At 61.3% G+C, this 21,683-nt stretch carries 23 protein-coding genes; 11 read left to right on the forward strand and 12 right to left on the reverse strand.

Features of this window, described 5'->3' with window-relative positions; all coding sequences use genetic code 11:
• Positions 1-3 precede the first annotated feature (3 nt).
• Positions 4-189 carry a hypothetical protein gene (locus tag NKI52_RS17060; RefSeq protein ID WP_023677835.1) on the reverse strand — a complete coding sequence of 62 codons (186 nt, stop codon included), beginning with the start codon at positions 187-189 and terminating at the stop codon, positions 4-6.
• Positions 190-376: 187 nt separating this feature from the next.
• On the opposite strand from NKI52_RS17060, the gene NKI52_RS17065 reads away from it, so the two are divergent.
• Positions 377-1,387, forward strand: a complete 1,011-nt coding sequence (locus tag NKI52_RS17065; RefSeq protein ID WP_352569878.1) for a DUF2336 domain-containing protein — start codon at positions 377-379, stop codon at positions 1,385-1,387.
• Between the two features lie 10 nt (positions 1,388-1,397).
• Here the strand turns inward: NKI52_RS17065 and NKI52_RS17070 are convergent, their stop codons facing one another.
• From NKI52_RS17070 to NKI52_RS17080, 3 genes are all read right to left on the reverse strand, one after another.
• Positions 1,398-1,745 carry a DUF1491 family protein gene (locus tag NKI52_RS17070; protein WP_352454316.1) on the reverse strand — a complete coding sequence of 116 codons (348 nt, stop codon included), beginning with the start codon at positions 1,743-1,745 and terminating at the stop codon, positions 1,398-1,400.
• 94 nt (positions 1,746-1,839) lie between these two features.
• Positions 1,840-2,607, reverse strand: coding sequence for a peptidoglycan-binding domain-containing protein (locus NKI52_RS17075; RefSeq protein WP_352566132.1), 768 nt, complete (start codon positions 2,605-2,607; stop codon positions 1,840-1,842).
• Positions 2,582-4,327, reverse strand: a complete 1,746-nt coding sequence (locus NKI52_RS17080) for an ATP-binding protein (RefSeq protein WP_352566204.1) — start codon at positions 4,325-4,327, stop codon at positions 2,582-2,584. The genes NKI52_RS17075 and NKI52_RS17080 overlap by 26 nt, the downstream gene beginning before the upstream one ends.
• A gap of 519 nt (positions 4,328-4,846) precedes the next feature.
• Between NKI52_RS17080 and NKI52_RS17085 the strand changes: the two genes are divergently transcribed.
• Together NKI52_RS17085 and NKI52_RS17090 are read left to right on the forward strand one after the other, a co-directional pair.
• Positions 4,847-5,215, forward strand: a complete 369-nt coding sequence (locus NKI52_RS17085) for a DUF5330 domain-containing protein (RefSeq protein ID WP_023677842.1) — start codon at positions 4,847-4,849, stop codon at positions 5,213-5,215.
• A 112-nt stretch (positions 5,216-5,327) separates the two neighbouring features.
• A complete protein-coding gene (locus NKI52_RS17090) occupies positions 5,328-5,756 on the forward strand; it encodes a SufE family protein (protein WP_023677843.1) in 429 nt (142 codons plus the stop codon).
• 114 nt (positions 5,757-5,870) lie between these two features.
• Here NKI52_RS17090 and NKI52_RS17095 read toward each other — a convergent pair whose 3' ends face one another.
• On the reverse strand, positions 5,871-6,296 hold the full coding sequence (locus tag NKI52_RS17095; RefSeq protein WP_023677844.1) for a Ros/MucR family transcriptional regulator: 426 nt from the start codon (positions 6,294-6,296) through the stop codon (positions 5,871-5,873).
• A 674-nt stretch (positions 6,297-6,970) separates the two neighbouring features.
• Here NKI52_RS17095 and NKI52_RS17100 point away from each other — a divergent pair.
• The 3 genes from NKI52_RS17100 (at position 6,971) to NKI52_RS17110 (ending at position 10,315) form a co-directional block, all read left to right on the forward strand.
• The gene (locus tag NKI52_RS17100; RefSeq protein WP_352566131.1) at positions 6,971-9,082 is read left to right on the forward strand and encodes a S9 family peptidase; all 2,112 of its coding nucleotides are present in this window, start codon (positions 6,971-6,973) and stop codon (positions 9,080-9,082) included.
• Positions 9,083-9,159: 77 nt separating this feature from the next.
• Positions 9,160-9,786 carry a LysE family translocator gene (locus NKI52_RS17105; protein WP_023677846.1) on the forward strand — a complete coding sequence of 209 codons (627 nt, stop codon included), beginning with the start codon at positions 9,160-9,162 and terminating at the stop codon, positions 9,784-9,786.
• A gap of 145 nt (positions 9,787-9,931) precedes the next feature.
• Positions 9,932-10,315 carry an SET domain-containing protein gene (locus NKI52_RS17110; protein WP_023677847.1) on the forward strand — a complete coding sequence of 128 codons (384 nt, stop codon included), beginning with the start codon at positions 9,932-9,934 and terminating at the stop codon, positions 10,313-10,315.
• 11 nt (positions 10,316-10,326) lie between these two features.
• On the opposite strand, the gene NKI52_RS17115 is transcribed toward NKI52_RS17110, so the two are convergent.
• The 4 genes from NKI52_RS17115 to NKI52_RS17130 form a co-directional block, all read right to left on the reverse strand.
• Positions 10,327-11,277, reverse strand: coding sequence for a cytochrome c (locus NKI52_RS17115; RefSeq protein ID WP_352698708.1), 951 nt, complete (start codon positions 11,275-11,277; stop codon positions 10,327-10,329).
• 9 nt (positions 11,278-11,286) lie between these two features.
• On the reverse strand, positions 11,287-11,730 hold the full coding sequence (locus NKI52_RS17120; RefSeq protein WP_352566539.1) for a c-type cytochrome: 444 nt from the start codon (positions 11,728-11,730) through the stop codon (positions 11,287-11,289).
• A 175-nt stretch (positions 11,731-11,905) separates the two neighbouring features.
• Entirely contained in the window at positions 11,906-12,502 is a 597-nt protein-coding gene (locus tag NKI52_RS17125; protein WP_023677850.1) for a superoxide dismutase, read from the reverse strand.
• A 107-nt stretch (positions 12,503-12,609) separates the two neighbouring features.
• Complete coding sequence (locus NKI52_RS17130) at positions 12,610-13,488, reverse strand: branched-chain amino acid aminotransferase (protein ID WP_352470990.1); 879 nt, start codon at positions 13,486-13,488, stop codon at positions 12,610-12,612.
• A gap of 151 nt (positions 13,489-13,639) precedes the next feature.
• On the opposite strand from NKI52_RS17130, the gene NKI52_RS17135 reads away from it, so the two are divergent.
• The 5 genes from NKI52_RS17135 (at position 13,640) to NKI52_RS17155 (ending at position 18,004) form a co-directional block, all read left to right on the forward strand.
• The gene (locus NKI52_RS17135; RefSeq protein ID WP_023677852.1) at positions 13,640-14,302 is read left to right on the forward strand and encodes a haloacid dehalogenase type II; all 663 of its coding nucleotides are present in this window, start codon (positions 13,640-13,642) and stop codon (positions 14,300-14,302) included.
• A gap of 174 nt (positions 14,303-14,476) precedes the next feature.
• The gene (locus NKI52_RS17140) at positions 14,477-15,301 is read left to right on the forward strand and encodes a L,D-transpeptidase (protein WP_023677853.1); all 825 of its coding nucleotides are present in this window, start codon (positions 14,477-14,479) and stop codon (positions 15,299-15,301) included.
• A gap of 552 nt (positions 15,302-15,853) precedes the next feature.
• Positions 15,854-16,909, forward strand: coding sequence for a hypothetical protein (locus NKI52_RS17145; RefSeq protein WP_031213483.1), 1,056 nt, complete (start codon positions 15,854-15,856; stop codon positions 16,907-16,909).
• 199 nt (positions 16,910-17,108) lie between these two features.
• A complete protein-coding gene (locus NKI52_RS17150; protein ID WP_352698709.1) occupies positions 17,109-17,348 on the forward strand; it encodes a hypothetical protein in 240 nt (79 codons plus the stop codon).
• Between the two features lie 74 nt (positions 17,349-17,422).
• Positions 17,423-18,004, forward strand: a complete 582-nt coding sequence (locus tag NKI52_RS17155; RefSeq protein ID WP_352698711.1) for a hypothetical protein — start codon at positions 17,423-17,425, stop codon at positions 18,002-18,004.
• Between the two features lie 420 nt (positions 18,005-18,424).
• Here NKI52_RS17155 and NKI52_RS17160 read toward each other — a convergent pair whose 3' ends face one another.
• From NKI52_RS17160 to NKI52_RS17170, 3 genes are all read right to left on the reverse strand, one after another.
• Positions 18,425-18,616: a DUF6494 family protein gene (locus tag NKI52_RS17160; RefSeq protein ID WP_023679340.1), complete on the reverse strand. Its 192-nt coding sequence runs from the start codon at positions 18,614-18,616 to the stop codon at positions 18,425-18,427.
• 811 nt (positions 18,617-19,427) lie between these two features.
• On the reverse strand, positions 19,428-20,570 hold the full coding sequence (locus NKI52_RS17165; protein WP_245274795.1) for an MFS transporter: 1,143 nt from the start codon (positions 20,568-20,570) through the stop codon (positions 19,428-19,430).
• 801 nt (positions 20,571-21,371) lie between these two features.
• The gene (locus NKI52_RS17170; protein WP_352698796.1) at positions 21,372-21,575 is read right to left on the reverse strand and encodes a cytochrome c; all 204 of its coding nucleotides are present in this window, start codon (positions 21,573-21,575) and stop codon (positions 21,372-21,374) included.
• Positions 21,576-21,683: the final 108 nt, after the last annotated feature.

Below are 21,683 nucleotides of genomic sequence, written 5' to 3' on the forward strand. Positions count from 1 at the left end.
TGCTCAGTGATGCGGTACCGGCAATGTTCCCGAAGGTCCCGGCTTGTCGGGGCCGGCCGGCCGCGTTTCGCCCGTCAGCGGCCGCTGCTCGTAGCGCACCCCGGGAAAGATGATCACTGCCGCCGGCGCGGCTTGTTGTGCTCGATTGGTTGCCGCCGTTCGCGGCACGAAAGACAGTACCATGCCCATGGTTCGCGTATTCCTCTCGGTTGCCCCGGAGCACAACGCAACGCCTCCATAGTCGATTAAGAAGGTAGTAGGTTAACGGAGCGCTAACGGATCGCCGCTAAATTGATCTTTGTTCTTGGGAAACGCGAAACCGGTACAGCCCGGCAGAGCGCTGTCCAGATCGTGTCGAGTGTCGGGCGTATCCTTCGTGTCAGCTTCGGATTTCAGGCAAATCGCAGCAGGAGCTGAATCGGGAAAGGCCGAAAGGCTGTTTCGCGCCGCGGTATCGGCGTTCTGCTCGCTCACCCGCCCTTCGCGCCGGGAAATCGCGCAGCTCGAAGACCTGACGCTGCCGCTTTTCGAGAATGTCTCGGTCGAATCGCGCCGCTACGTCGCGGCAGCCCTTTCCGAATGCGAATATGCACCTGCCGCGCTGGTGCGGCGGCTTTGCCAGGAGCGGGTCGACATCGCCGCTCCGCTGCTGATCCGCTCGCGCGCCCTCAGCGACGTCGACCTGATCGCGCTGATCGGGCGTCACGGCCTGCCGCATGCCCGTGCCATTGCCCGCCGCAAGGATCTCAATCAAACGATCGCGGATCTCATCAAAGTGCTCGAAAGGCCGACGCTGGTGCGGTCGCAGCAGCAGCCGGAAACAACCGCCAAAGCCGCGTCCGAAAACGCCGAAGTGGTTGCGGGCGAGGTCAACAGGCAAGAGGCTTCCGATGCCGCTGAAACTGTACGCCGCAGGCTGCGATCCATGATGCGCGCCGAGAGCGGCGCCGCCATCAGTCCGTTCGTCGAGCCACAAACCTATGTCAAGCTGCGCGAGACCGCGCTGACCGGCAATGCGGCATTCTTCCAGACAGCGCTCGCCGATGCGCTCGAAGTCGATTTTTCAACGGCGCGGACGCTCACCGCGAGCCACAATTACACACCGCTGCTGGCCGCCTTGCGCGCGCTCGACCTTAGTGAAGACAAGGCGTTCCTGATCACGGCGGCCATCTATCCGACCGAGTTTCCGCACCCGCAGGCGATCCGCATCTTCCTCGACCGCTACCGCCTGCTGCACCGCGACGCGGCGTTGGACAGGCTCCGCGGCTGGAAGGCCGACACCGTATCGAAAATTGTTCGCAAGCCTGGGCGCGTCGCCGCAAATGCCGACCTGCGCAAGCCGAACAGCGCCGATATAGCCGCCACCCCAAAGGCGCGTCGCATCTGAAGGCTTGCCGTTACGACGCCTTGACCGAGATAAGCTCCTCGACGGGAATGGCGCCCGCCTCGATCTCGACCACCCAGATATCCGGATCGAATCTCTTCTCGCGCTCCAGCCGCGCGTCGAAGATGGCGGCATCGTCGCCTTCGCCAAGCAGGCTGAAAAAACGGTCGTCCGGCCTGGCTGAATCGTAACTCGTCTGCGGCGCCGGCCCGAACAGCGCTATCTCCCCCAGCCTGCCCCGCGCCAGCACGAAAACCGCGCCGGCTTCCGTCGCGCCGCGCTTGACCACGGCGGCAAAGCCGCCGGCGCTGAAAACCCGGCGCAACAGCGCCGACACCCACAGATCGGTGGTTACCCGCATGGAGAATTCCTGGACATGCGGCGGTCCTTACAGCATTGGCCGGAAAACCGTAACCGGTCTTTGCCGAGCGACCGGCGAGCGGCCGTCACGACCCTTAGTTGGTCAGGCCGATCTCGCGCATCTTGACGTAGACGATCTCGTCTGGCTCGCCGGTCTCCGGCAAGCCGAACAGCGCCTGGAATTCCTTGATCGCGGCCTTGGTGCGCGCGCCTACGACGCCATCCAATTGAATGTCGTCATTGCCGAACGCTTTCAGTCCGGCCTGGATCTTGACGATGCGGGGATCCGGCGCCACCGCATTTGCCGGTGCGGACGCTGGAATGGCGGCTGGAACAGCGACCGTTTCGACCGGCCGCGGCACGGGATGCGGAACCACGGCTGCGGTCGTCGGCGTGGCACCCAGTTGATCCAGCAGGACGCTGTCGATCTCGCCGGAGGCATTCAATCCGACCTTCTGCTGATAGGCCTGGATGGCCTTGCGCGTATTCGGTCCGGGAATCCCGTCCACGGTGCCGGAATAGAAATCGAGATCCTTCAAAATGCCCTGGACCTGTTCGACGACCGGGTCGCTCTTGATCGGCGCAGCGGCCGGACGCACGATATTGATGGTGGTTTCGGGCTCGTCGCTGTCCGCCCGGGGAAAGCGCTCGATACTCCTGGTGGCGAAAAACGCGCCGGCATGCGGAAATGGCTGGTACCAAAGCGCGTTCGCCGAGACGTAGAACAGCGTCACCAGGAATGCGGTGGAGCCGCCGACCACAACAGGATTGCGCGAGATCAGGCTGCCCAGAGCCATAGCTCCGTGCTCGAAGGCATTGCCGCGGCGTTTGACCGCCTTAGGCTGTTTTGCGGAGCGACCCATTGCTCTCCCCCTTGCCACCGTCCGCTCTGGCTTTGGCCGCGGACATCGGCACCACGCCGGCCTTCTCCGCCGAGCGGCCCGTCGGGCCGCTCACGGGAAGGCTGATCGTCACCGTAGTGCCCTCGCCCGGCATGCTTTCGATCGACATGGTGCCCTCGTGCAGCGCCACCAGCCCCTTCACCAGCGAGAGCCCGAGGCCTGTGCCTTCGAAACGGCGGGTATAGTCGTTCTGGATCTGCATGAACGGCTTGCCGAGATTGGCGAAATCTTCCTCGGCGATGCCGATGCCAGTATCCCGGACCCAGAAATGCAGCCGCGAGCCGATGCGCTTGGCGCCGATGACGACATTGCCGCCTTCGGGCGTGAACTTGATCGCGTTAGAGACGAGATTGATCAGGATCTGCTGCACGGCGCGACGGTCGGCATTTATTTCGCCTGCGTCCGGCGCGATCTGGGCCTGCAGATCGATGGCCTTTGCCTCGGCTTGCAGGCGCATCATCGATTGGCACATCTCGACCGCTTCGCGGAAGCGGAACGGTTCCGGTTCGGTCGCGTAGGCGCCCGATTCGATCCGCGATACGTCGAGTATCGAGGTGACGACGGCGAGCAGGTGCTGGCCCGAATCCCTGACCAGCCCGACATATTCCTTCTGGCGCGGATCCTTGAAGCTGCCGAACATCTCGTGCAGCAACATGTCGGAAAAGCCGATGATGGCATTGAGCGGGGTGCGCAACTCATGGCTGACGACGGCAAGGAAGCGTCCTTTCGCCACCTCGGCGGAGGCAGCCGCCTCATTGGCGGCGGCAAGCTCCTGGCGCAGTCCGGCCAGTTCGTCGTTCTCGCGCAGAAGAAGCGTAAAGACAGTCTCCTGCCCCGGCGCGCGCATCATCTCGAGCGAGAACGGCCGGTAATTGTCGGCCGTCACGCCACTGCTCTGCGGCAGCCGTACGCGAAGGTCGAGCCGGCGCGACAGGGCGCCATCGCGCATATCGGCCAGCGCACTGAGATACGGGACGCGGTCGGACAGATGGATGCGATCGAAAAGTCCGGTGCCGAAAAGCAGCTCCGGTGGCAGCCGCAGCATAGTGCGTGCCTTAGCCGAGACGTCCAGAACCTCGCCATGCGCCGCGATTCGCAGCACGACGGCGTCGATGAGGTCTTCGAGCCGGTGGCTGCCGGCCGGATCGAACTGTGCGCTGGCGGCGCCGCGAAGCGGAGCGATACGCGGAATGAGCGTGAGTGCCCAGGCCAGTGGTACCAGCCAGTGCCATGCGGCGATTTCGGTCTGGTCGAGCGGCAAGACGGAACCGGCTAAAGGCTGCAGCAAGACTGCGACAAAGGCCGATATGGCGCCCCAGATCACGGCACGGCGCGACTGGCCGATCCACCACGCTTCAAACGGCACCGCCACCGCGAGCAAGGCAACCGGCGAGGCCACACCGCCGGCGGCAGCGATAAGGGCACCGAGGGCAACGCTGCCGACGACCAAGGCGAGTTGGCCGGCCAGGGTCATCTTGCCCGATGCAGCCACCAGCAGGGCGGCGAACCAGCAAAGGCCGAACGCCGCAAAGATGGCAGCCACGGTCACGGCCGCGCCCATGCCCGACGTGACCAGCGTCACCGCTGCACCCGCGCTGAAGAAAGGAGCCGCCAGCATGGCGCCAATGAACCGACTGTGGCGGCGACGATCGCTCTGGCCGAGCACGGACGGATGAACCATCCGTTCGCAACCGGCGGCTATCGCGCCCGGCAACTCGGCGTATCTGGCCTTGATCGCACTCAACTCAACGCACCCGGTCGTGAACGGCCCTGCTTTGCAGGCGGCTTTTGTCGATTCCGAAACTCGCATCCAGCGTTTAAGGAATGGATAAGGCTGGGCCGATGGTCCCCCGGCAGGCTGCAAATATCGGGATACCGGCGGGGAAAAACCGGGGCAATTGCCGCCATAGTAAACGGAGCGTTATCCACACCGCCCGCGCCTGCACCTACGACCGATGGCATCAAACTGTCGCCGATTAAGAAAATGATAATGAAAAACAATAGGTTGGATGGTTATCATTTGCTGAATAAAATCTGAGCCGTTCGAGGCAAATGAACTTCAAAACGCTTCGTTTCGAATCTACCTAAAATTTAAGGAAAACTGTTGCTTTCGGGACAAGCCGTCCTTTGCGCGTCTGTGTCAGTATCGCGGTACAAGGGTCGTGCGGTTCGGATGCATGACGTCATAAAGGACAGACAGATGGGCTTTCTGATAAGAGCTGCTTTCTGGTTTTCGCTGGTGCTTCTGGCGCTGCCGCTGGGTGTCGGCGCCGATGATGCGGGCCGCGAAAGCGTCGGGCCGCTCCAGGCGCTGTTTGCGGCGCGCGAAGCCGTCGGCGATATCGCCGGCATCTGCGAGCGCAAGCCGGACGTGTGCGAGACCGGCAAATCGGCAATGCACACCATCACCGCCCGGGCCAGGGAGACCGCCAAGATCGCGGCCGCCATGCTGGACGACAAGGCCGCTGAACCCGATACGGTGACGACCACCGGCAGCGTGTCCGAGGAAATCGTGTTGCCGGCGAAAGTCGATTTGCCGGCGAAAGTGCACTTGCCGGCGAAGAACTGAGACTGTTTCGGCCGAATTCATCGCTAAACCGCAAGGCTCTCGCTCTCGGCACCTGCGGCGTTTCTCCTCTTTTTCCGTGACGTGGCAGCGCCGGATGACTATATCCGGGGGAATGACGACGACGATCCAGACCATCCGCGACGACTTTTCCCTGCTCGACGAGTGGGAAGACCGCTATCGCTATGTGATTGAACTGGGTGAAGCGCTGCCGCCGTTTCCCGACGAGCAACGCATACAAGCCAACAAGGTGCCCGGCTGCGTCAGCCAGGTCTGGCTGACCACCGAGCAAGGCGGGGGTGTCGACCCCGTTATCACCTTCAAGGGCGATTCCGACGCGCATATCGTGCGCGGCCTGGTCGCCATCATGCTGGCGCTGTTTTCGGGACGGCCGGCCAGCGAAATCCAGAGGACCGACGCAGAGGCCACATTGAAGGCACTCGGACTTGACGAGCACCTGTCGCCGCAGCGCGCCAATGGTCTTCGCTCGATGGTCAAGCGCATCAAGCGTGACGCCGAGGCAGCGCTGAAGCAGACCGCCTGACCGGACGGCAATTGCCGGCGGCATGAAGAACTGGCGGCCTGAGCTTGGTCTCCCCACAATGCGAAAACGGCGCCTGTAGGCGCCGTTTGAGTATCAAACCGGAAGAGCCGCTTGTCAGCGTCCCTTGCGCTTGCGGCCGAGACCCATCTTCTTGGCGAGCTGCGAACGGGCGGCCGCGTAATTGGGCGCAACCATCGGATAGCTCGGGTCCAGGTTCCACTTTTCACGATACTGGTCGGGCGTCAGATCATAGTGGGTCATCAAGTGACGCTTGAGCGACTTGAACTTCTTGCCGTCTTCGAGACAGATGATGTAGTCGTCATGCACCGACCGCTTCGGATTTACCGCCGGCTTCTGCTTGTCGGCAGGCGGCTGCTCGGCGGCCCCGCCGACACGCCCGAGAGCGGCATGGACATCGGCGATAAGGTTCGGCAGTTCGCCGACCGGTACGGGATTGTTGCTGACATAGGCAGCCACCACGTCGGCGGTGAGCTCGATCAGCGCGTCACTGTTTCTGGAAGGTGTTTCGGTAATATCCATGGCGTTCAGGCCCCAACGAGAATTGTTTCTGTTTGCGCCCGTTTCGATAGTTGGGCATCGCGCGAACTTGTGCAGGAAAAAGCCTCCGCGATTCGCGTCGCGGCATCTTAATGGGCCGGGCCGCCAAGTAAGTCAATTCGCTTCTTTCGGTCTATTCAGCGATACAAGTCAAATCTTCCATATTCAGCTTCACTCTTTCGTGCAAAGCGTAACTTTGCCGTTTTTTCTGGTCAGACCAGCATCGACTGACGCCGCGGCAAGCAGCCATTACACAAACGGCAGCAGGTAAATAGAGTTCGATGCTTGACCCTGCCGGCGGCATTACAGCCTGGATGATCGGCGGATTCAGTAAAATCATAGGTTGCGAAGCGTTACTGTTGCTCGCGAGCCGTCGCCGGAGCGGTGCGCTGTGTCATTGAAATGGGGTAATGTATTTCCGTAGACCCAGCCATATCGGCCACTTGCCAAGCCGCGAAGGCAGTTGCATGAGATTGACCGGCACTGGCAGGGTCATCGCAGCGACGGCGAGAACCGCGGCAGTCCGAGAAGAAATATTCGTTATCCGCTCCTCCAGCCCGTCCTCTCGAGCCACCACGACAATAGATCATAGCCCTTGAACCCGCGCTGCTCGGCGTGTTCATTCGCCATTCAAGTAGCTTCCACAGCGAGACGCAATGACCAGAACCCCAGTGTTTCCGACCGCCACGCCGCCGCAGCCGGAGAAGCGGCCGATCTTCGACACGCATCACGGCATAACGCGGACGGACGATTATGGCTGGCTGAGGGCCGCCAATTGGCAAGAGATGTTCAGGGATCCGTCCCTGCTCGACGGCCAAATCCGCGCCCACCTCGAAGCCGAGAATGCTTACCAGGCGGCGCTGATGGCCGATACGGTCCAACTGCAGAAGCAGCTTTTCGCGGAAATGAAGGGACGCATCAAGGAAGACGATTCTTCCGTGCCGATGAAGGACGGACCTTACGCCTACGGCTCCTCCTTCAAGCTTGGCGGCCAGCAGCCGCGTTATTTCCGCACGGCGCGTGACGGCGGCGACAAGCAGATATTGCTCGACGGCGATGCCGAGGCCGAGGGCAAGCCCTATTTCCGCCTGGGCGGCGTCGATCATTCGGACGACCACAGCAAGCTGCTCTGGGCCTTCGACGACAAGGGTTCCGAATTCTACACGCTGCGCGTCCGCGATCTGGCCGGCGGCAACGATCTGGCGGACAGGGTCCCGGACACCGGCGGCGGCGGTGTGTGGGATGCCGGCAATGACGGTTTTTTCTACACCCGCCTCGACCCCAACCACCGTCCTTCCAAAGTGCTGTTCCATGCGCTTGGCGACGGTCCTGAAAACGACCGGCTGATCTACGAGGAGACCGATCCCGGCTTCTTCATGGATGTCGGCGGCACGCGCTCCAACGAGTGGATCATGATCGGCATCAACGACCATGAGACCTCGGAATACCGCATCATGAGCGCCGACGATCCGTTCGCAGAGCCGAAGCTGGTTGCGGCGCGCCAGACGGGCCTGCAGTACGAACTCGAGGAAGGCGGCGACATCTTCTTCATCCTCACCAATGCCGACGGCGCCAAGGACTTCAAGATCATGACGGCGCCGGCCCATGATCCGGTGCGCGCCAACTGGCAGGAACTGGTGCCGCACGAAGCGGGCCGGCTGATCCTTTCGGTGATCGGCTTCAAGGACCACATGGTCCGGCTCGAGCGCAAGGAAGGCCTGCCGCGCATCGTCGTGCGCGACCGCAAGAGCGGCGAGGAGCACCTGATCTCCTTCGACGAGGAAGCCTTCTCGCTCGGCCTGTCCGGCTCCTACGAATACGACACCGAGATCATGCGCTTTTCCTATTCGTCGATGACGACCCCGGCGCAGGTCTTCGATTACAACATGCGCACCCGCGAGCGGGTGCTGCTCAAGACCCAGGAAGTGCCGTCCGGCCACGACCCGGAGCACTACGTCACGCGCCGGCTGATGGCGCCTGCCGCCGACGGCGAACTGGTGCCGATCTCGCTCCTCCATCACCGCGACACACCGCTCGACGGGTCCGCCCCTTGCCTGCTTTACGGCTACGGATCTTACGGCATAGCCGTACCCGCCGCGTTCAACACCAATCTGTTTTCGCTGGTCGACCGCGGCTTTGTCTACGCGATAGCCCATGTTCGCGGCGGCAAGGACAAGGGCTATGGCTGGTACGACGACGGCAAGCGGGCGAACAAGATGAACACGTTCACCGATTTTGTCGCTGCCGCCCACCACCTTGTCGCCGAACGCTATACGCAGCATGACCGCATCGTTGCGCAAGGCGGTTCGGCCGGCGGCATGCTGATGGGCGCGGTCGCCAACATGGCGCCGCAATGCTTCGGCGGCATCGTCGCCGAGGTTCCCTTCGTCGACGTGCTCACCACCATGCTCGACGCCAGCTTGCCGCTGACGCCGCCGGAATGGCCGGAATGGGGCAATCCGATCGCGTCGGCGGAGGATTACCGGACCATCGCCGCCTACTCGCCCTACGACAATGTCGCCGCACTCGACTATCCGCCGATCCTGGCGCTGGCCGGCCTGACCGACCCGCGCGTCACTTATTGGGAGCCGGCCAAATGGGTGGCGCGGCTGCGCGACCGCAAGACAGGTGGGAATCCGGTGCTGTTCAAGATCAACCTGGATTCAGGCCATGCCGGCGCCTCCGGCCGGTTTTCAAGACTGGAGGAAATCGCCTTCACCTACGCCTTCGCGCTCAAGGTGACGGGCAAGGCCGAGCTTGCGGCGTGAGCATCGGCGGATGAGCGGTCATTGCCTTCCGTTCCGCGACGTGGCTTCATTGGCGGTGAGAGTTGCGGAGCCCACCAATGATCGATCTCGCCACGTTGATAGCTTATGTCGCGGTTGTGCTTGGCTTTGTCTTCATCCCGGGTCCCGCCACTCTTCTGACGGTGGCGCGGGCAACCAGTTCCGGAACCAGGGTGGGCATTGCGACCGGCGCCGGGATCGCGGCCGGCGACGTGGTTCACACCTTCATGGCGATCGTCGGCATTTCGGCGATAATTGCCACGTCGGCGGCGCTTTTCAACATCGTGAAGTACATCGGCGCAGCCTACCTCATTTATCTCGGCATTCGCGCGATCATCGAGAAAACGCCGGCCTATCCGGCCGCCGGCGCACTTGCGATCCCCGCTGCCAAAGCATTTCGGCAGGCTGTTTTGACCGAGGTTCTCAATCCCAAGACCGCGCTTTTCTTCCTCGCATTTCTTCCGCAGTTCGTGCGGCCTGAAAACGGATCGGTGATGCTTCAACTGGCGATATTGGGCATCATCTTTGTTCTGTTGGGCCTCGTCAGCACGGTGGTTTTCGCCGTGGGTGCGGGCGGCCTCGGTGCATTCCTGCGCCGAAACCCGACGGTGCTGAGATGGCAAGGCAAGGCTGTCGGCGGTATCTATTGCGCCTTAGGCATCCGGCTGGCGCTGCAACAGCGCTAGGGTCTCGACAGGCGACGAGCCGTACGAGGCTTCGGATAATGGGCAGGCACAGCTGATTTTCCGCTCGCAATTGCAAAGGCCGCGCGCTACCCAGTGCGCGGCCTTTTCACAGCCGCGCCAACACACAATCACCCAGGGATCTGCCATGTTGCTCGTCGATGTCTATCTCGACAAATCGCCCATCCAGGGCATCGGCGTCTTTGCCAAGAACCACATTGCCCGCGGCACGCTGGTCTGGAAGCTCGACCCGAAATACGACCGGCGCATCGAGGTAGCGGCCTACGAGCGGGAAACCGGGCCGGTCAGAACCTATCTCGACCGCTACGCCTATCCGGACCGGCGCGACCCGAATTACATCGTCTTCGAAGCCGACGATGCGCGCTACATGAACCATGCCGACGACCCGAATTGCGACGTCTCGCAGCCGGAGGAGACCTATGCCTTGCGCGACATTGGGCCCGGCGAGGAAATGACCTGCGACTACAATCACTTCTTCGAAACCGGCTTCGACTTTCTCGGCGACCGCTGACGCAACGGCCGTCAGCTCGACGGCTTCTTGCGCGCCGGATAGCCGTTGGGGTGCGGCGGCACGGCTTTCAGGTAGGCGGCGATCGCCGCGCGGTCCTCCGGGGTCAGCACGGCCATGTTCCGCTGCACGTCGACCATTGCGCCGCCGACCGTATCGAAATCCGGCGTGAAGCCGGTTTCGAGATAGTTGGCGATGTCGGCCTCGGACCAGTCCGCGATGCCGCCCTCGCCCGACGTGATGTTCGGCACGATGCCGCTGCCTTCGGCGGCGGCCGCACCTGCCAGCCATTGGCTCTTCCTGGTGCCGCCGGCAAGATCCCGCGGCGTGTGGCATTCGCCGCAATGGCCGGGGCCTTCGACCAGATAGCGGCCTGTCAACACCGGATCCGGTGTGCCGTCGGGAAAGGAAACGACCGGCTGGTCACTCAAATAGAGCAGCTTCCACAAGCCAAGACCGCGTCGGACGTTGAAGGGAAATGCCAGCGAATTGGCGGGCGCCTTGCCGGCGACCGCGGGTAACGTCTTCAGGAATGCATAGAGATCGGCAATGTCGGCCGGCTTCATGCGCGCGTAGGAAGCATAGGGAAATGCCGGATAGAGATGCTCGCCCGACGGCGACACGCCCTTCAGCATGGCGTTGGCAAAGTCCTCGACCGACCAGGCGCCGATGCCGTCCCTGGTATCCTGCGATATGTTCGGCGGCACGAAGGTGCCGAATGGCGTCTTGAGTTCAAGGCCGCCCGCCAGCTGAAGACGGGCGTCGCCTTGCGAGCCAGGCTTGGCATGACAGGATGTGCAGCCGCCGGCGTAGAAGATGCGCTTGCCCCTGGCGGCGTCGCCAGGACCAAGCTCAGCCAGCGTTGCGGCATCGAGCCTGACCGGAGCCGACAGGAACCAGCTGGCAATCGCGGCCGCGCCGCCCAGAACGAGGGCGGCGCCGACAAGTTTCTTCAGCAAGCGCATTGCCCGCTATCAGCCTTTTTTCACCCTGTAGTTTTGATGACAGTTGCCGCAGCCGCCGCCAATGGTGTTGAACTGCGCCTTCAACGCGTCGGCATCCGCAGGTGCTGCGGCGACCGCCGCCTTGACGTCGGCGAGGTACTTGCCTTCAGCCGTCTTGAAGCCGGCCATGTCCTGCCAGATTTTTGGGGACGCCGTCGTGTCGCTGGTGTCGCTGCCCGCCGGGAAAAGCGTGTCGACGCCGGCATGGAATTTCTCGGCATTGACCTGCAGTGCCTGCAACGCCGTCAGCACCGAAGCGGCGTCGTAGGGCGTCTCGCCCTTGACCACTTTCGACAATCCGGCGGCGATCTTGCCACGTTCCTTCATCAGGGCCTGCCGGTCGGCTACCGGGTCGGCAAATGCCGCCGAACCGGCGAAGGCGAGCATCGAGATGGCGAGGATAAGCTTTCTCATTCACTTGGCTCCATGTTGAAGGCAAATTCAGAATGCGGTCCCACCCCGATGACAAACGGCAAGGATGGCTTAAAAATTCCGACGCTTCGCCTCACGCTTGCGTGAAATTTTTGCAGCTGTCGTTCTGATGCAGAAAAAGAAAAGCCCCGGTTCTGCCGGGGCTTTCTGGAACGGATCAGGCCTTTTCGTAGAGTTCGAGCACATAGTCCCAGTTGATGAGACTGTCGACGAAGGCTTCGAGATATTTCGGCCGGGCGTTGCGATAATCGATGTAATAGGAATGTTCCCAGACATCGACGCCGAGGATCGGCGTCGCGCCATGGACGAGCGGGTTCTCGCCATTCGGCGTCTTCGAGATCGCCAGCTTGCCGTCCTTGACCGAGACCCAGGCCCAGCCCGAACCGAACTGGGTGGTGCCGGCGGCGATGAAGTCGGCCTTGAACTTGTCGTAGCCACCAAGATCGCTGTCGACCGCCTTTTGCAATGCGCCCGGCAGCTTGTTGCCACCGCCGCCCTTCTTCATCCATTTCCAGAAATGGATGTGATTGTAGTGCTGGGCGGCATTGTTGAAGAGGCCCGCATTCTTGCCGAAGGACTGTTTGACGGCCTCTTCGACCGACAAATCGCCCATGCCCGCCTCGGCGGCCAGCTTGTTGCCGTTATCGACATAGGCCTTGTGGTGCTTGTCGTGGTGATATTCCAGCGTTTCCTTGGACATGTAAGGCTGCAAAGCCTCGTAATCATAGGGCAAGGCGGGCAATTCAAAAGCCATCGGTCGTACTCCCTCGTGGAAAAATCCGGTGTCGATACCGGACTAACATAGGACTGGATTGGTCTGGAACAACTCCGGAAACGAAGCGCCGGCCGCTTTTTAGCGGGTCAGCCGGGCGAAGTCGAATGCGCCCATTCCCAATAGAGTTCGCGCGCCTTCTTGGCCACCGGTCCCGGCTGCAGATTGCGATCCTCGATACGGGTGACCGGCACGACTTTCGAGTGGTTTCCGGTCGAGAAGATTTCGTCCGCCTCCAGGAAATCGCGGATCGACAGCGTCTTTTCCGTCGTCGTGAAACCGTATTCGCCTAGCAGGGCCATGGTGCGCGCGCGGGTAATGCCGGACAGGAAGGTGCCGTTCGGCGCCGGCGTCAGGACATGGCCGTCCTTGACCAGGAAAATATTCGAGGTGCCGGTCTCGGCGACATTGCCCAGCATGTCGAGCACGAGCGCATTGTCGAAGCCGCGCATCTTGGCTTCGAGGATGGCACGGCCGTTGTTGGGATAAAGGCAGCCGGCCTTGGCGTTGGTCGGCATGGTCTCGATGGTCGGGCGCCGGAACGGCGACACCGTCACCGAAAACCCCGCCGGCGAGATCATCGGCGATTCGTAGAGGCAAAGGCAGAAACGCGTCGAGGCCGGGTCGGCCGGCACGCCCATATAGCCGCCATGCTCGGCCCAATACATCGGCCTGATATAGACCGCCGTCTTGCCGTCGAACTTCTTCAGCCCGTCCCAGGTCAGGCCGACGATCCTGTCGGTGCTCATCGTCGGTTTCAGACCGAGCGCGATCGCCGAGGCATTTACCCGCGCTGCATGGCGATCGAGATCGGGAGCGACGCCCTCGAACCAGCGAGCGCCGTCGAACACGCTGGTGCCGAGCCACATGGCGTGGCTGCGCGGCCCTAGAATGGCAACATTGCCCTCGTACCAGTCGCCGTCGACGAAGGTCCATGTCGCGGATTGCGCCGCTGTCGCCAATGTCATTGCCAGGTTCCGTTCGATGCTTGTTGCGGCGCATTGGAAGATGCTTTGGCGGCCGCCGTCAACCGGCATGGCTGAGATTTGTTGAGGCCAGCGGGCTGGCGGACTGCAATCAGCGCTTGCGCCTTGCCTTATGCGGCCTCAAAACTGTCGAATGCAGTTCGCGGCTTACGTTTTCGACGCCTATGGCACGCTGTTCGACGTGCATGCGGCCGTGCGCCGTCACGCCGACCAGATCGGGCCGGACGGCCAGTTGCTGTCCGATATCTGGCGCGCCAAGCAGCTGGAATATTCCTGGGTCAGGACGCTGATGGGGGCCTATGCCGATTTCTGGCAGCTCACCGAGCAGGCCCTCGACTTCGCCCTGCGCAAGGTTCCATCCGCCGATGCCGGGCTGAGGGCGAAGCTGCTCGAGGCCTATTGGCGGCTGGACTGCTATCCGGAGGTACCGGCCGTGCTCAAGGCGCTCAAGGCATCGGGGGCAAGGCTGGCGATCCTGTCCAACGGTTCGCCTGAGATGCTGCAAGCGGCCGTCAAGTCCGCCGCGCTCGACCAGGTCCTGGACGACGTCTTTTCCGTCGACAGCGTCAGGCGCTTCAAGACCGATCCGTCGGTCTACGACATGGTCACCACGGGCTGGCGCCTCTATCCGGGCGCTGTCTCTTTCCAGTCATCCAACCGCTGGGACGTCGCCGGCGCCACCAAATTCGGCTTCAGGACAGTGTGGATCAACCGCGCCAATCAGCCTGAGGAATACCGGGATTTTCCACCGGCCCTGATCCTGCCGTCCCTTGAAGGTCTGGTCGCCGGGGGGTGACACCGGAAATGTTGCGTCGGCGCAACAGTGACGATCCGGTCACAGCTTTGCCTTTGTTTGTCCACCCTGCGGCCAGAATTGGAACCGCCTATCGCGCCGGGCATTGCTCGGGCAACCGCGCGCAACAGGACGCATTTATGCTTTGTTGCGATTTGAGACTTAAAAAAGGCAATCATGTTCACACCCCCATCGTCCTCTTTTCGCCTGAGCCGTCGCGGTTTTCTCAACGCAGCAGCCCTTGGCGCCGCCTCGGTCGCGGTCTCCAGTTGCACCACGCTGTCGCAACAACCGGTCGAGCCACCGCCGCCGACCTATGTCGAGCCGGCGCTCGGCGACTATGTGACGATGTATGGGCCGATGTCGGATGGCGGCTTCGAGCTGCCGGCCATACCGGCCGACAAGATCGACCCGCAGTTCCTGCGCCAGATCGTTGACGATCCGACCGGGCAGCAGCCGGGCACCATCGTCGTCGACACCACCAATCACTTCCTCTACCTGGTGCGCCCGGGCGGCCAGGCGATCCGCTACGGTGTCGGCCTCGGCCGCGCCGGCTTCGAATGGTCGGGCGATGCGGTGGTCCAATGGAAGCAGAAATGGCCGAAATGGACGCCGCCGGACGACATGATCGCCCGGCAGCCGGAGTTGAAGCCGTACAGCGCCGACAATGGCGGCATGCCCGGTGGGCTCAAGAACCCGCTTGGCGCGCGGGCGCTTTATCTCTTCCAGGGCAACCAGGACACGCTCTACCGCTTGCACGGTTCGCCGGAATGGCGGTCGATCGGCAAGTCGGTGTCGTCGGGCTGTGTGCGCCTGATGAACCAGGACATCATCGATCTCTATGATCGTGTGCCGAACAAGACCCCGGTCGTGGTGACGGCCGACATCGGTCAGCCGATGGTGGCGACAGCAAACCGCAAAGCCATCCCGATCGACGCTGGCGTGCCGGAAGGATCGATCCTGCTCGGCCCGATAAAATCGATCACAAACTCGATCTTTTGAGCTGGTCGAAAGCGCGGAGGCGGGATTGCTCACGGCTCCTGCTGGCTTTGCCGAGCGTCGGCTTGCCCGTGCCCGCTTTTAGGTCCGATGCTTATGCCGAGCCCCCCGATAGCCGACATTCAACGCAACCAGCGTTCCCTACCCATTGCTGTCCGTCCTGGGCCGTTTCTCCTTCCCGAAACCCGACGTTGAGCGCAACCAGCGCTCCTGACCCTTGCCAGACATTCCAAGGCCAGTGATCGCGATCGTCGGCTATGGATTATTGTTTGCGGTCATTCAGCCCGACGGTTCGAGGCTGTTTGCGATGAGCGGAAGCGGACCTTCCCCGATGTGACCATACTGCGACGCCTCGGCTCGGAAGCGGAGCGTCCACTAGGGCGCCGGATCGCTTCGGATTGATTTGGCTAAGAGAGGTGGAAGCTGTTCGCGTCTATCCGCGACGTTGACCATAACAATTACCGACCATGATCATCTTGACATGCACAATAAGCAGTAGCCTGCGACCACGTTGACCCTTAGTCTGCAACCGTAGGCAACGGTTCAATACGGGTCATGGCAACGCAACTTACTCGGTCGGCGGTTCGCATTTACGGGGCGTTGTCTGCACTCGGAAATGACAGCGGAAACGTGCTGGAAGGGTTGCTGCCGTTCTTCGATCCGATCTTGCGCCGTCACAATGGCAGCAAACTCGACCCAGATGTCATCGCCGCAGCAATTCGCGATATGTACAAGTGGAACTTCAACTCCGATCTGGTCGAGACATTTGTCCCTTACTTAGAGCGTCACGGCTGGATTGTTGCTGACATCGCAGGTGCCAAGGATACCACGTATACGATTCAGATGGCTGACAACGGCGAGCCGGATGCATCCACTCAGACCGTTGAGGCTGAGCTACGCCGCATCGCCACTCAGTTTAAGGAGTTCTCCGAAGCGCTTTCGCCACTCACTACAATCCCCCGAGACGTCGAAGAGTTCGAGGACATCCTTGTCGAATGGCTCCTTTACGTCGAAGCGTTCAGCGAGAAGAGCATCGAGTTCAAAGCGGGCGTCAAACCGGATGCGTCAGGAAAGCTGCGGCAGGTAGTAGAAATCCCCAATACGACCTCCCTCCGAGACGAAGAGAAATTCCTGTGCGCGCGCTTCGTCAAACATGCAATCGAGGAGAACCAAGGCAGTGCTGAGGTACTTGCCCGGATTGCAGCTATCGGGCTTCTGACCGAGGTCGTTCAGGACTTTGTGAAGCCGGTGACCTCGGTCGATAAGACCGACCTCGTTGTCTATCTGGATGCGCCAGTTGCGATGGAACTTCTCGGTGTCTCCGGGAAGTTGGCGCGCGAGAACACTGCCCCTGTCGTGGCCGAACTCATCAGGATCGGGGCCTCGGTTCGAATTTTCGGGCAGAGCCTCGACGAGATAAAGAATAACCTGCAAGCCGTCTTGAAGAATCCGCGCCCTACAGGCCCGACTGCGCATGCCCTATTGAGGCGTGAGGTCTTGCGGGAGTATGTGAACGAGGTGTCGCGCAACCCTGCTCCCCTGTTGGACGCAGTGGGTGTGAAGGCTACGTATCGAACCCGGGAGCAGGCCATCCGAGCACCAGTTCTTTAACAAGGACAACTGGCAGGACCTTTACGGCAGGCTCAGTTACGCCGAGAATCCGTTGGCGCGTGAACACGACACCGACATCACTGCCTTCATTGTCAGACAGCGGCGGGGCAGAACTAGCCGAGACATATTCAAGTCGCACGCGGTCGGCCTGACTCGGAACGGTCTTCTTGCCCAAATTGTCCGCCGAGCGTGTGTCCAAATGAGCGGACTGCCTGACGAAACGGTGCCGCCCGTCGTTCATCGCCGCGTACTTGCGACCGCCATCTGGCTCCGCACAGGCATGGGGGCCGGTGATCTCAACATTCCAAAACGAATGCTGCTGGCAAGCTGCGAACATGTGCTCGCGATCCGTCCGGGAGTGGTAGCGGCCGTGAATCGGCTCACTGATGCGCTGGGGGATGACGACAAGAGCCGCCAGCTCGATTTGCTGATTTCGTAGGATCGCAGCGCGCAGGCCCTCATGGATAAAACGCTAGGTGTGTCCAACGTCGTGACCGAGGAAAACTCCCGCTTTTGTGGCAGGAGATGCTGCATCCGCACCTCGAAGAGGAACGTCAGAAAGGGCTGGAAGCGGTCAACAAGGCAAAAGCCGAAGGGAAAAAACGGTTAAACAAGGTCAATGAACGAATTGAGACGATACAGAAGGAGAGGGAGCAAGAAGCAACAATCTTGGGCGCAAAGCTGGAGGCCAAGCACCGTGAGGACCGTTATGCGATTGAGGCCCTTTGCACTGATGTCGAGGGGACCCTTCGCCGCAACAGAGCCGTCAGAATCGGCATTGGTGTGGTCTTGGGCTCGATCTTCTCTGTTCCGCTGCTGTTGGACACAACGCCAATAATTCGAGCGGCTTCTTTCGTTATTGGCTGGTTGCTGGCCTACCTTACTGCCACGGGTGGAAGGTTGCTCGGGATCAGCACCGATGAAACGCAGGCACTCAAAGCGCTGCATTCCGCCGCAGAGCGCAGGAAGCTAGTGAGTAAGCTCGACCAATTCGACGTTAGCTGGAACAAGACTGCTTTCGTCGTTGCGGACCAGCCGGAGCTACCCTCTCGTGATCGCGTCGATCTGTTCAGCTTGAGCAACGCCGGTAAGTAGAACCGCGTCGCAAGCGACGACGTTTTAGAAGGTGGCAGCGCAGACGCCTCCCCCGACGGTGATGACCCCTAAAGGCCGCCAGGCAAATGGTAGGGTGCACGCCTCATGATCGCAATGAGGCCACGTGACTGTTATGTCCGTCCGCGCTATCGAACGGCAAGTAATGGGATCGAGACATTCCGTTAGTAGCTGACCAATGACCGTTCGTGGCGCGATCGAGGCGATGCTGACTTCGCCTACTCAGCAGCTGCCAGCGCGGGTCAAACGGCTTGGTTGGGTCGGTCTTTCGCGTTCCCTCAGAGTCGCAAGAGCGTGGGGTGAGCGGTACTACATCGACCCGGCCAGACGCCATTCCAACCGCTGATCCGTCTCGACGGCTTTCGGCCGCGTTGGACGTTTCGCTAGGTCGCTTCGCCCGGCTTATGGAAGTTCGATCTCGCCGTCCACCACGTGGTTGAGGCCGGTGCCTTCCGCCGTCAGCGTCATGCGGACCTTCAGCTTCTTGCCGCCGATTTGCCCTTCGCGCACCGTCTCCTCGATCTTGCGCTGTGAGGTGACGCCGACTTCCTTCAGGAACTTGCGGATCGACATGTTGACGGCGTCTTCGCTCATGGCGGAACTCCTCTGTGTCCGGAAGGGATTGTAAGGGAAGGCAAGGGATCAAGGAAGCAGGACGGTGACGTACGGTTTTATTGAAATAGACCTCGAGCCGGGAGGAGACGTCGGGTCCTTAAACTTGATCGACCCCTGGCAGGAGGAGTGGAACCGATCGACGTCTTGCGCAGAAGGAGCACTATGACGGCCATCTCGGCCTTGATCTGACCGATCAGGAAAAGAGTGATCTGATCGAGTACCTCAAATCGATCTGATCAGCACTCGGCGCTTCTTTGGGTTCGATTGGGAGGAAAGACCATTAAAGAAGATCGTGGTGAGATAAATTGCGGGTCGGCACAACGTAAGCCAGGCCAAGCGCTGTCTCGCCGGAAATTTCTTAAGGCGTCGACGACCGGCGCGGCGATTTGCCGGTGCAGGTGGGCTTGCTTCCTGCATGACAGGTCAGCCTGCGGCGCGCGGCGCCGAAACAACCCCAAAGCCTGTGGCGCTTTATTAGGATGTTCCAAACAAAGGTCGCCGCTGCGCCGGGTGCACCCATTTCCTGAAGCCGAATGCATCCTAGATTGTCGCGGGTGAAATCAGCCCCGATGGTTGGTGCCGCTTTTACAAAGCACGGCCTGCCTGATCGGCAGAGCCCAGCGGAGACTTTCGTTGTCTGCTGCGCTGCGGGTGATGGTCTGCAGGCATCGCGTCGAGGATGTCGGGTCACATCAGGCATTCGACAAGTCCGGAGTCAGAGCCGAAGTGATCGACGATCTTTCCAACATTTGCCTTCGCGATTGACCCCTCCCCGTCAAGCACCCAAATATCAGCGTTCCTCCGGCGGCTTGAGGTGCCGAAACTGCATCAGCAGCAGCAGATCGTAAGCGATCTTCAGTGCACCGCAGATGAGGAGGGGCCAAGCCCGGAACGAGGCAGCGAACAGAGCGCCCGCCAGGGCGGGACTGGCTGCGGCAGCCAGGCTGCGCGGGACCGATGTGAAGCTCGCGGCGGCTGCCCGCTCCGCCTCCGTGACGACCGCCATGACGTAAGATGAGCGCGTCGGGACGTCCATCTGCGAAAGCGCGGCACGGATCAGCAGCAGGGCGAGCGCCAGAGGGAGCGTCGGCGCAAGGGCCGCCAGGATCAGGGCGATGCTGGACGGAATGTGTGTGAACACCATCGTGTTGATGAGTCCGATGTGCCGCGACAGCCAGGCGGCAACGGGGAATGAGAACGCCGAAAGGACGCCGGACCAGAAGAAGAAAAAGCCCGCTTCCGAAAGCGACAGGTCGAATTTTTCGAAAAGCCACAGGGCAAGCAGCGACTGGACGAGGAAGCCGCCGGCAAAGGCATCAAGGCTAAAAAGGGCCGCAAGCTTGAAAACGATATTCCGCGAGGGGCCAAGCGCGGACGTGCTGCCGGAGTCCGACGTTGGACGGCGCTGCGGGATCTGCGCGTAAAGGAGACCGCCGAGCAGGCCCAGCAACGCATAGAGCACGAACATCGCCTTGATGCCGGTGAGTTGATCGAGGCCGGCTGGAGCCAGAAGATCAGGTGTCACCGAAGCGAGCGCGCCAACCGCGGCTGCGAGCGCACCCACAAGGCTGTAGCGCGCGAACATCTTGGTCCGCGCGGCGTCGGTGACTTCGCGTGTGAGCACGGCATGCTCTAAGGGCACGAATACGCTGACGCTGCCGGCCGACGGGTTGATGGTGCCTGCGAAGGCGATCACCAAAAGCAGCGCGTAGTCGTGGACCACAGCAAAGGCCACACCCGTGGCGACCATCAGACTGGCGGCGGCAAACAGGAGTTGGCGGTGATCGTGTCGGGCACCAAGGAGTCCGACGGCGATGGTTAAGAGCGCTGAACCGAGCAGCGATCCGGTTGCTATGATGCCGACCTGCAGAGGCGCGAAGCCTAATGCGAGGAGATAGACCGGCAACAGAACGGCCACAAAGCCGTCGCCCATGTCGCGCAAGGCTCGGGCCGCAAAAAGAAAAGTCGCCGGGCGGATCTGCTGCACTGATCTAGCCTGCCCTCATCACCTGCGTTGGCGTCACCGGCTTTGGCAGCGTCGCTCGACAGGGCCGGAAGATCATGACGGAGTCGCGTTAGACATTCCAGCGAGGCGAATATCGGTTTCAATCCTCAGGCTGCCGCCCAACAATGCTGATTCATATCGTGTCAAGGCTTGCAACGACCGAAGACGCAACTGGCGCATATTGCGCTTGGCTGTCAAGGTCGGGAATAGGGTCAGAACCTGCCCGTGACCTTGCATACAGGACGTGCGGACACCAAGCTCCACCCACTTCACCGTGCCGAGCGTCATATACACCAACGCGTCGCCCCGGTTGTCCTCAGGTAGTCCTCAAGTTGGCCCGCGTGAATTCGCGGCGCGGGACGGCGGCAGCGGAGATGGCGGCGCGCTCTGTCTCGAAGATGTCCTGCGTCTGTCGCAACCTGAAAAGAAGGCTGCCATCGCGGAAGAAGTTCCGTCAGATCGTGGTCGCGGACGCGGACGTTGCGTGGCAGTCATGACCAATTGAACCGGACAATCCAACCTACCCACGTCTTACCAAGTTAGGACCGGTGATCCCAGCAGCGCCCTCCGCGACAAATTCGAACCTGGCTATCAAGCGTCACCGCCCTGGGCGGCAGGGAAGATTCGTCGCCTGATGCGCGAACACGATCTACAGCCGAGGATCAGGCGGCCCTTTGTCGCCACGACCGGATAGCGATCACGACCGCCCTTCCGCAGTCCCTGTACGACTCACTTGCGAAACGCAGCCGGTGCACGGTCTTCACCTCCAGCCTGATGATGCCCTTCAGAGGCTTCGGTGATTTTCTCGTATTCCGATTGCGACATCTCTGGAAGACGTCGGGTAAAGGCCACCATCGCCCATAGCTCTTCCTGGTTGTGCGTTGAACCAAACGCAGGCATCCCGGTCATTTTAATGCCTTTTGCATGATCCAATAGAGCTCAGCATCATCCAACAAGGCGTAATCGAGTCGACCGTCGGCATGTACGGCGATTTGCAAGGTATCGCTGGAAAGGTGATGCAAGAGATTGAGTGCTTAGAGC

This window comes from Mesorhizobium sp. M0590 (genome assembly GCF_040320905.1).
Taxonomy (GTDB): domain Bacteria; phylum Pseudomonadota; class Alphaproteobacteria; order Rhizobiales; family Rhizobiaceae; genus Mesorhizobium.

Bases quoted from the DNA above. Each gene is read 5' to 3' on its own strand.
- NKI52_RS17070 (WP_352454316.1), bottom strand. From the start codon at position 1,745: ATGCGGGTAACCACCGATCTGTGGGTGTCGGCGCTGTTGCGCCGGGTT.
- NKI52_RS17080 (WP_352566204.1), bottom strand. From the start codon at position 4,327: ATGGTTCATCCGTCCGTGCTCGGCCAGAGCGATCGTCGCCGCCACAGT.
- NKI52_RS17145 (WP_031213483.1), top strand. From the start codon at position 15,854: ATGGCAACGCAACTTACTCGGTCGGCGGTTCGCATTTACGGGGCGTTG.
- NKI52_RS17160 (WP_023679340.1), bottom strand. From the start codon at position 18,616: ATGAGCGAAGACGCCGTCAACATGTCGATCCGCAAGTTCCTGAAGGAA.
- NKI52_RS17165 (WP_245274795.1), bottom strand. From the start codon at position 20,570: ATGGGCGACGGCTTTGTGGCCGTTCTGTTGCCGGTCTATCTCCTCGCA.
- NKI52_RS17100 (WP_352566131.1), top strand. From the start codon at position 6,971: ATGACCAGAACCCCAGTGTTTCCGACCGCCACGCCGCCGCAGCCGGAG.
- NKI52_RS17120 (WP_352566539.1), bottom strand. From the start codon at position 11,730: ATGAGAAAGCTTATCCTCGCCATCTCGATGCTCGCCTTCGCCGGTTCG.
- NKI52_RS17060 (WP_023677835.1), bottom strand. From the start codon at position 189: ATGGGCATGGTACTGTCTTTCGTGCCGCGAACGGCGGCAACCAATCGA.
- NKI52_RS17090 (WP_023677843.1), top strand. From the start codon at position 5,328: ATGACGACGACGATCCAGACCATCCGCGACGACTTTTCCCTGCTCGAC.
- NKI52_RS17140 (WP_023677853.1), top strand. From the start codon at position 14,477: ATGTTCACACCCCCATCGTCCTCTTTTCGCCTGAGCCGTCGCGGTTTT.
- NKI52_RS17125 (WP_023677850.1), bottom strand. From the start codon at position 12,502: ATGGCTTTTGAATTGCCCGCCTTGCCCTATGATTACGAGGCTTTGCAG.
- NKI52_RS17105 (WP_023677846.1), top strand. From the start codon at position 9,160: ATGATCGATCTCGCCACGTTGATAGCTTATGTCGCGGTTGTGCTTGGC.
- NKI52_RS17150 (WP_352698709.1), top strand. From the start codon at position 17,109: ATGAGCGGACTGCCTGACGAAACGGTGCCGCCCGTCGTTCATCGCCGC.
- NKI52_RS17095 (WP_023677844.1), bottom strand. From the start codon at position 6,296: ATGGATATTACCGAAACACCTTCCAGAAACAGTGACGCGCTGATCGAG.
- NKI52_RS17085 (WP_023677842.1), top strand. From the start codon at position 4,847: ATGGGCTTTCTGATAAGAGCTGCTTTCTGGTTTTCGCTGGTGCTTCTG.
- NKI52_RS17075 (WP_352566132.1), bottom strand. From the start codon at position 2,607: ATGGGTCGCTCCGCAAAACAGCCTAAGGCGGTCAAACGCCGCGGCAAT.
- NKI52_RS17110 (WP_023677847.1), top strand. From the start codon at position 9,932: ATGTTGCTCGTCGATGTCTATCTCGACAAATCGCCCATCCAGGGCATC.
- NKI52_RS17130 (WP_352470990.1), bottom strand. From the start codon at position 13,488: ATGACATTGGCGACAGCGGCGCAATCCGCGACATGGACCTTCGTCGAC.
- NKI52_RS17135 (WP_023677852.1), top strand. From the start codon at position 13,640: ATGCAGTTCGCGGCTTACGTTTTCGACGCCTATGGCACGCTGTTCGAC.
- NKI52_RS17115 (WP_352698708.1), bottom strand. From the start codon at position 11,277: ATGCGCTTGCTGAAGAAACTTGTCGGCGCCGCCCTCGTTCTGGGCGGC.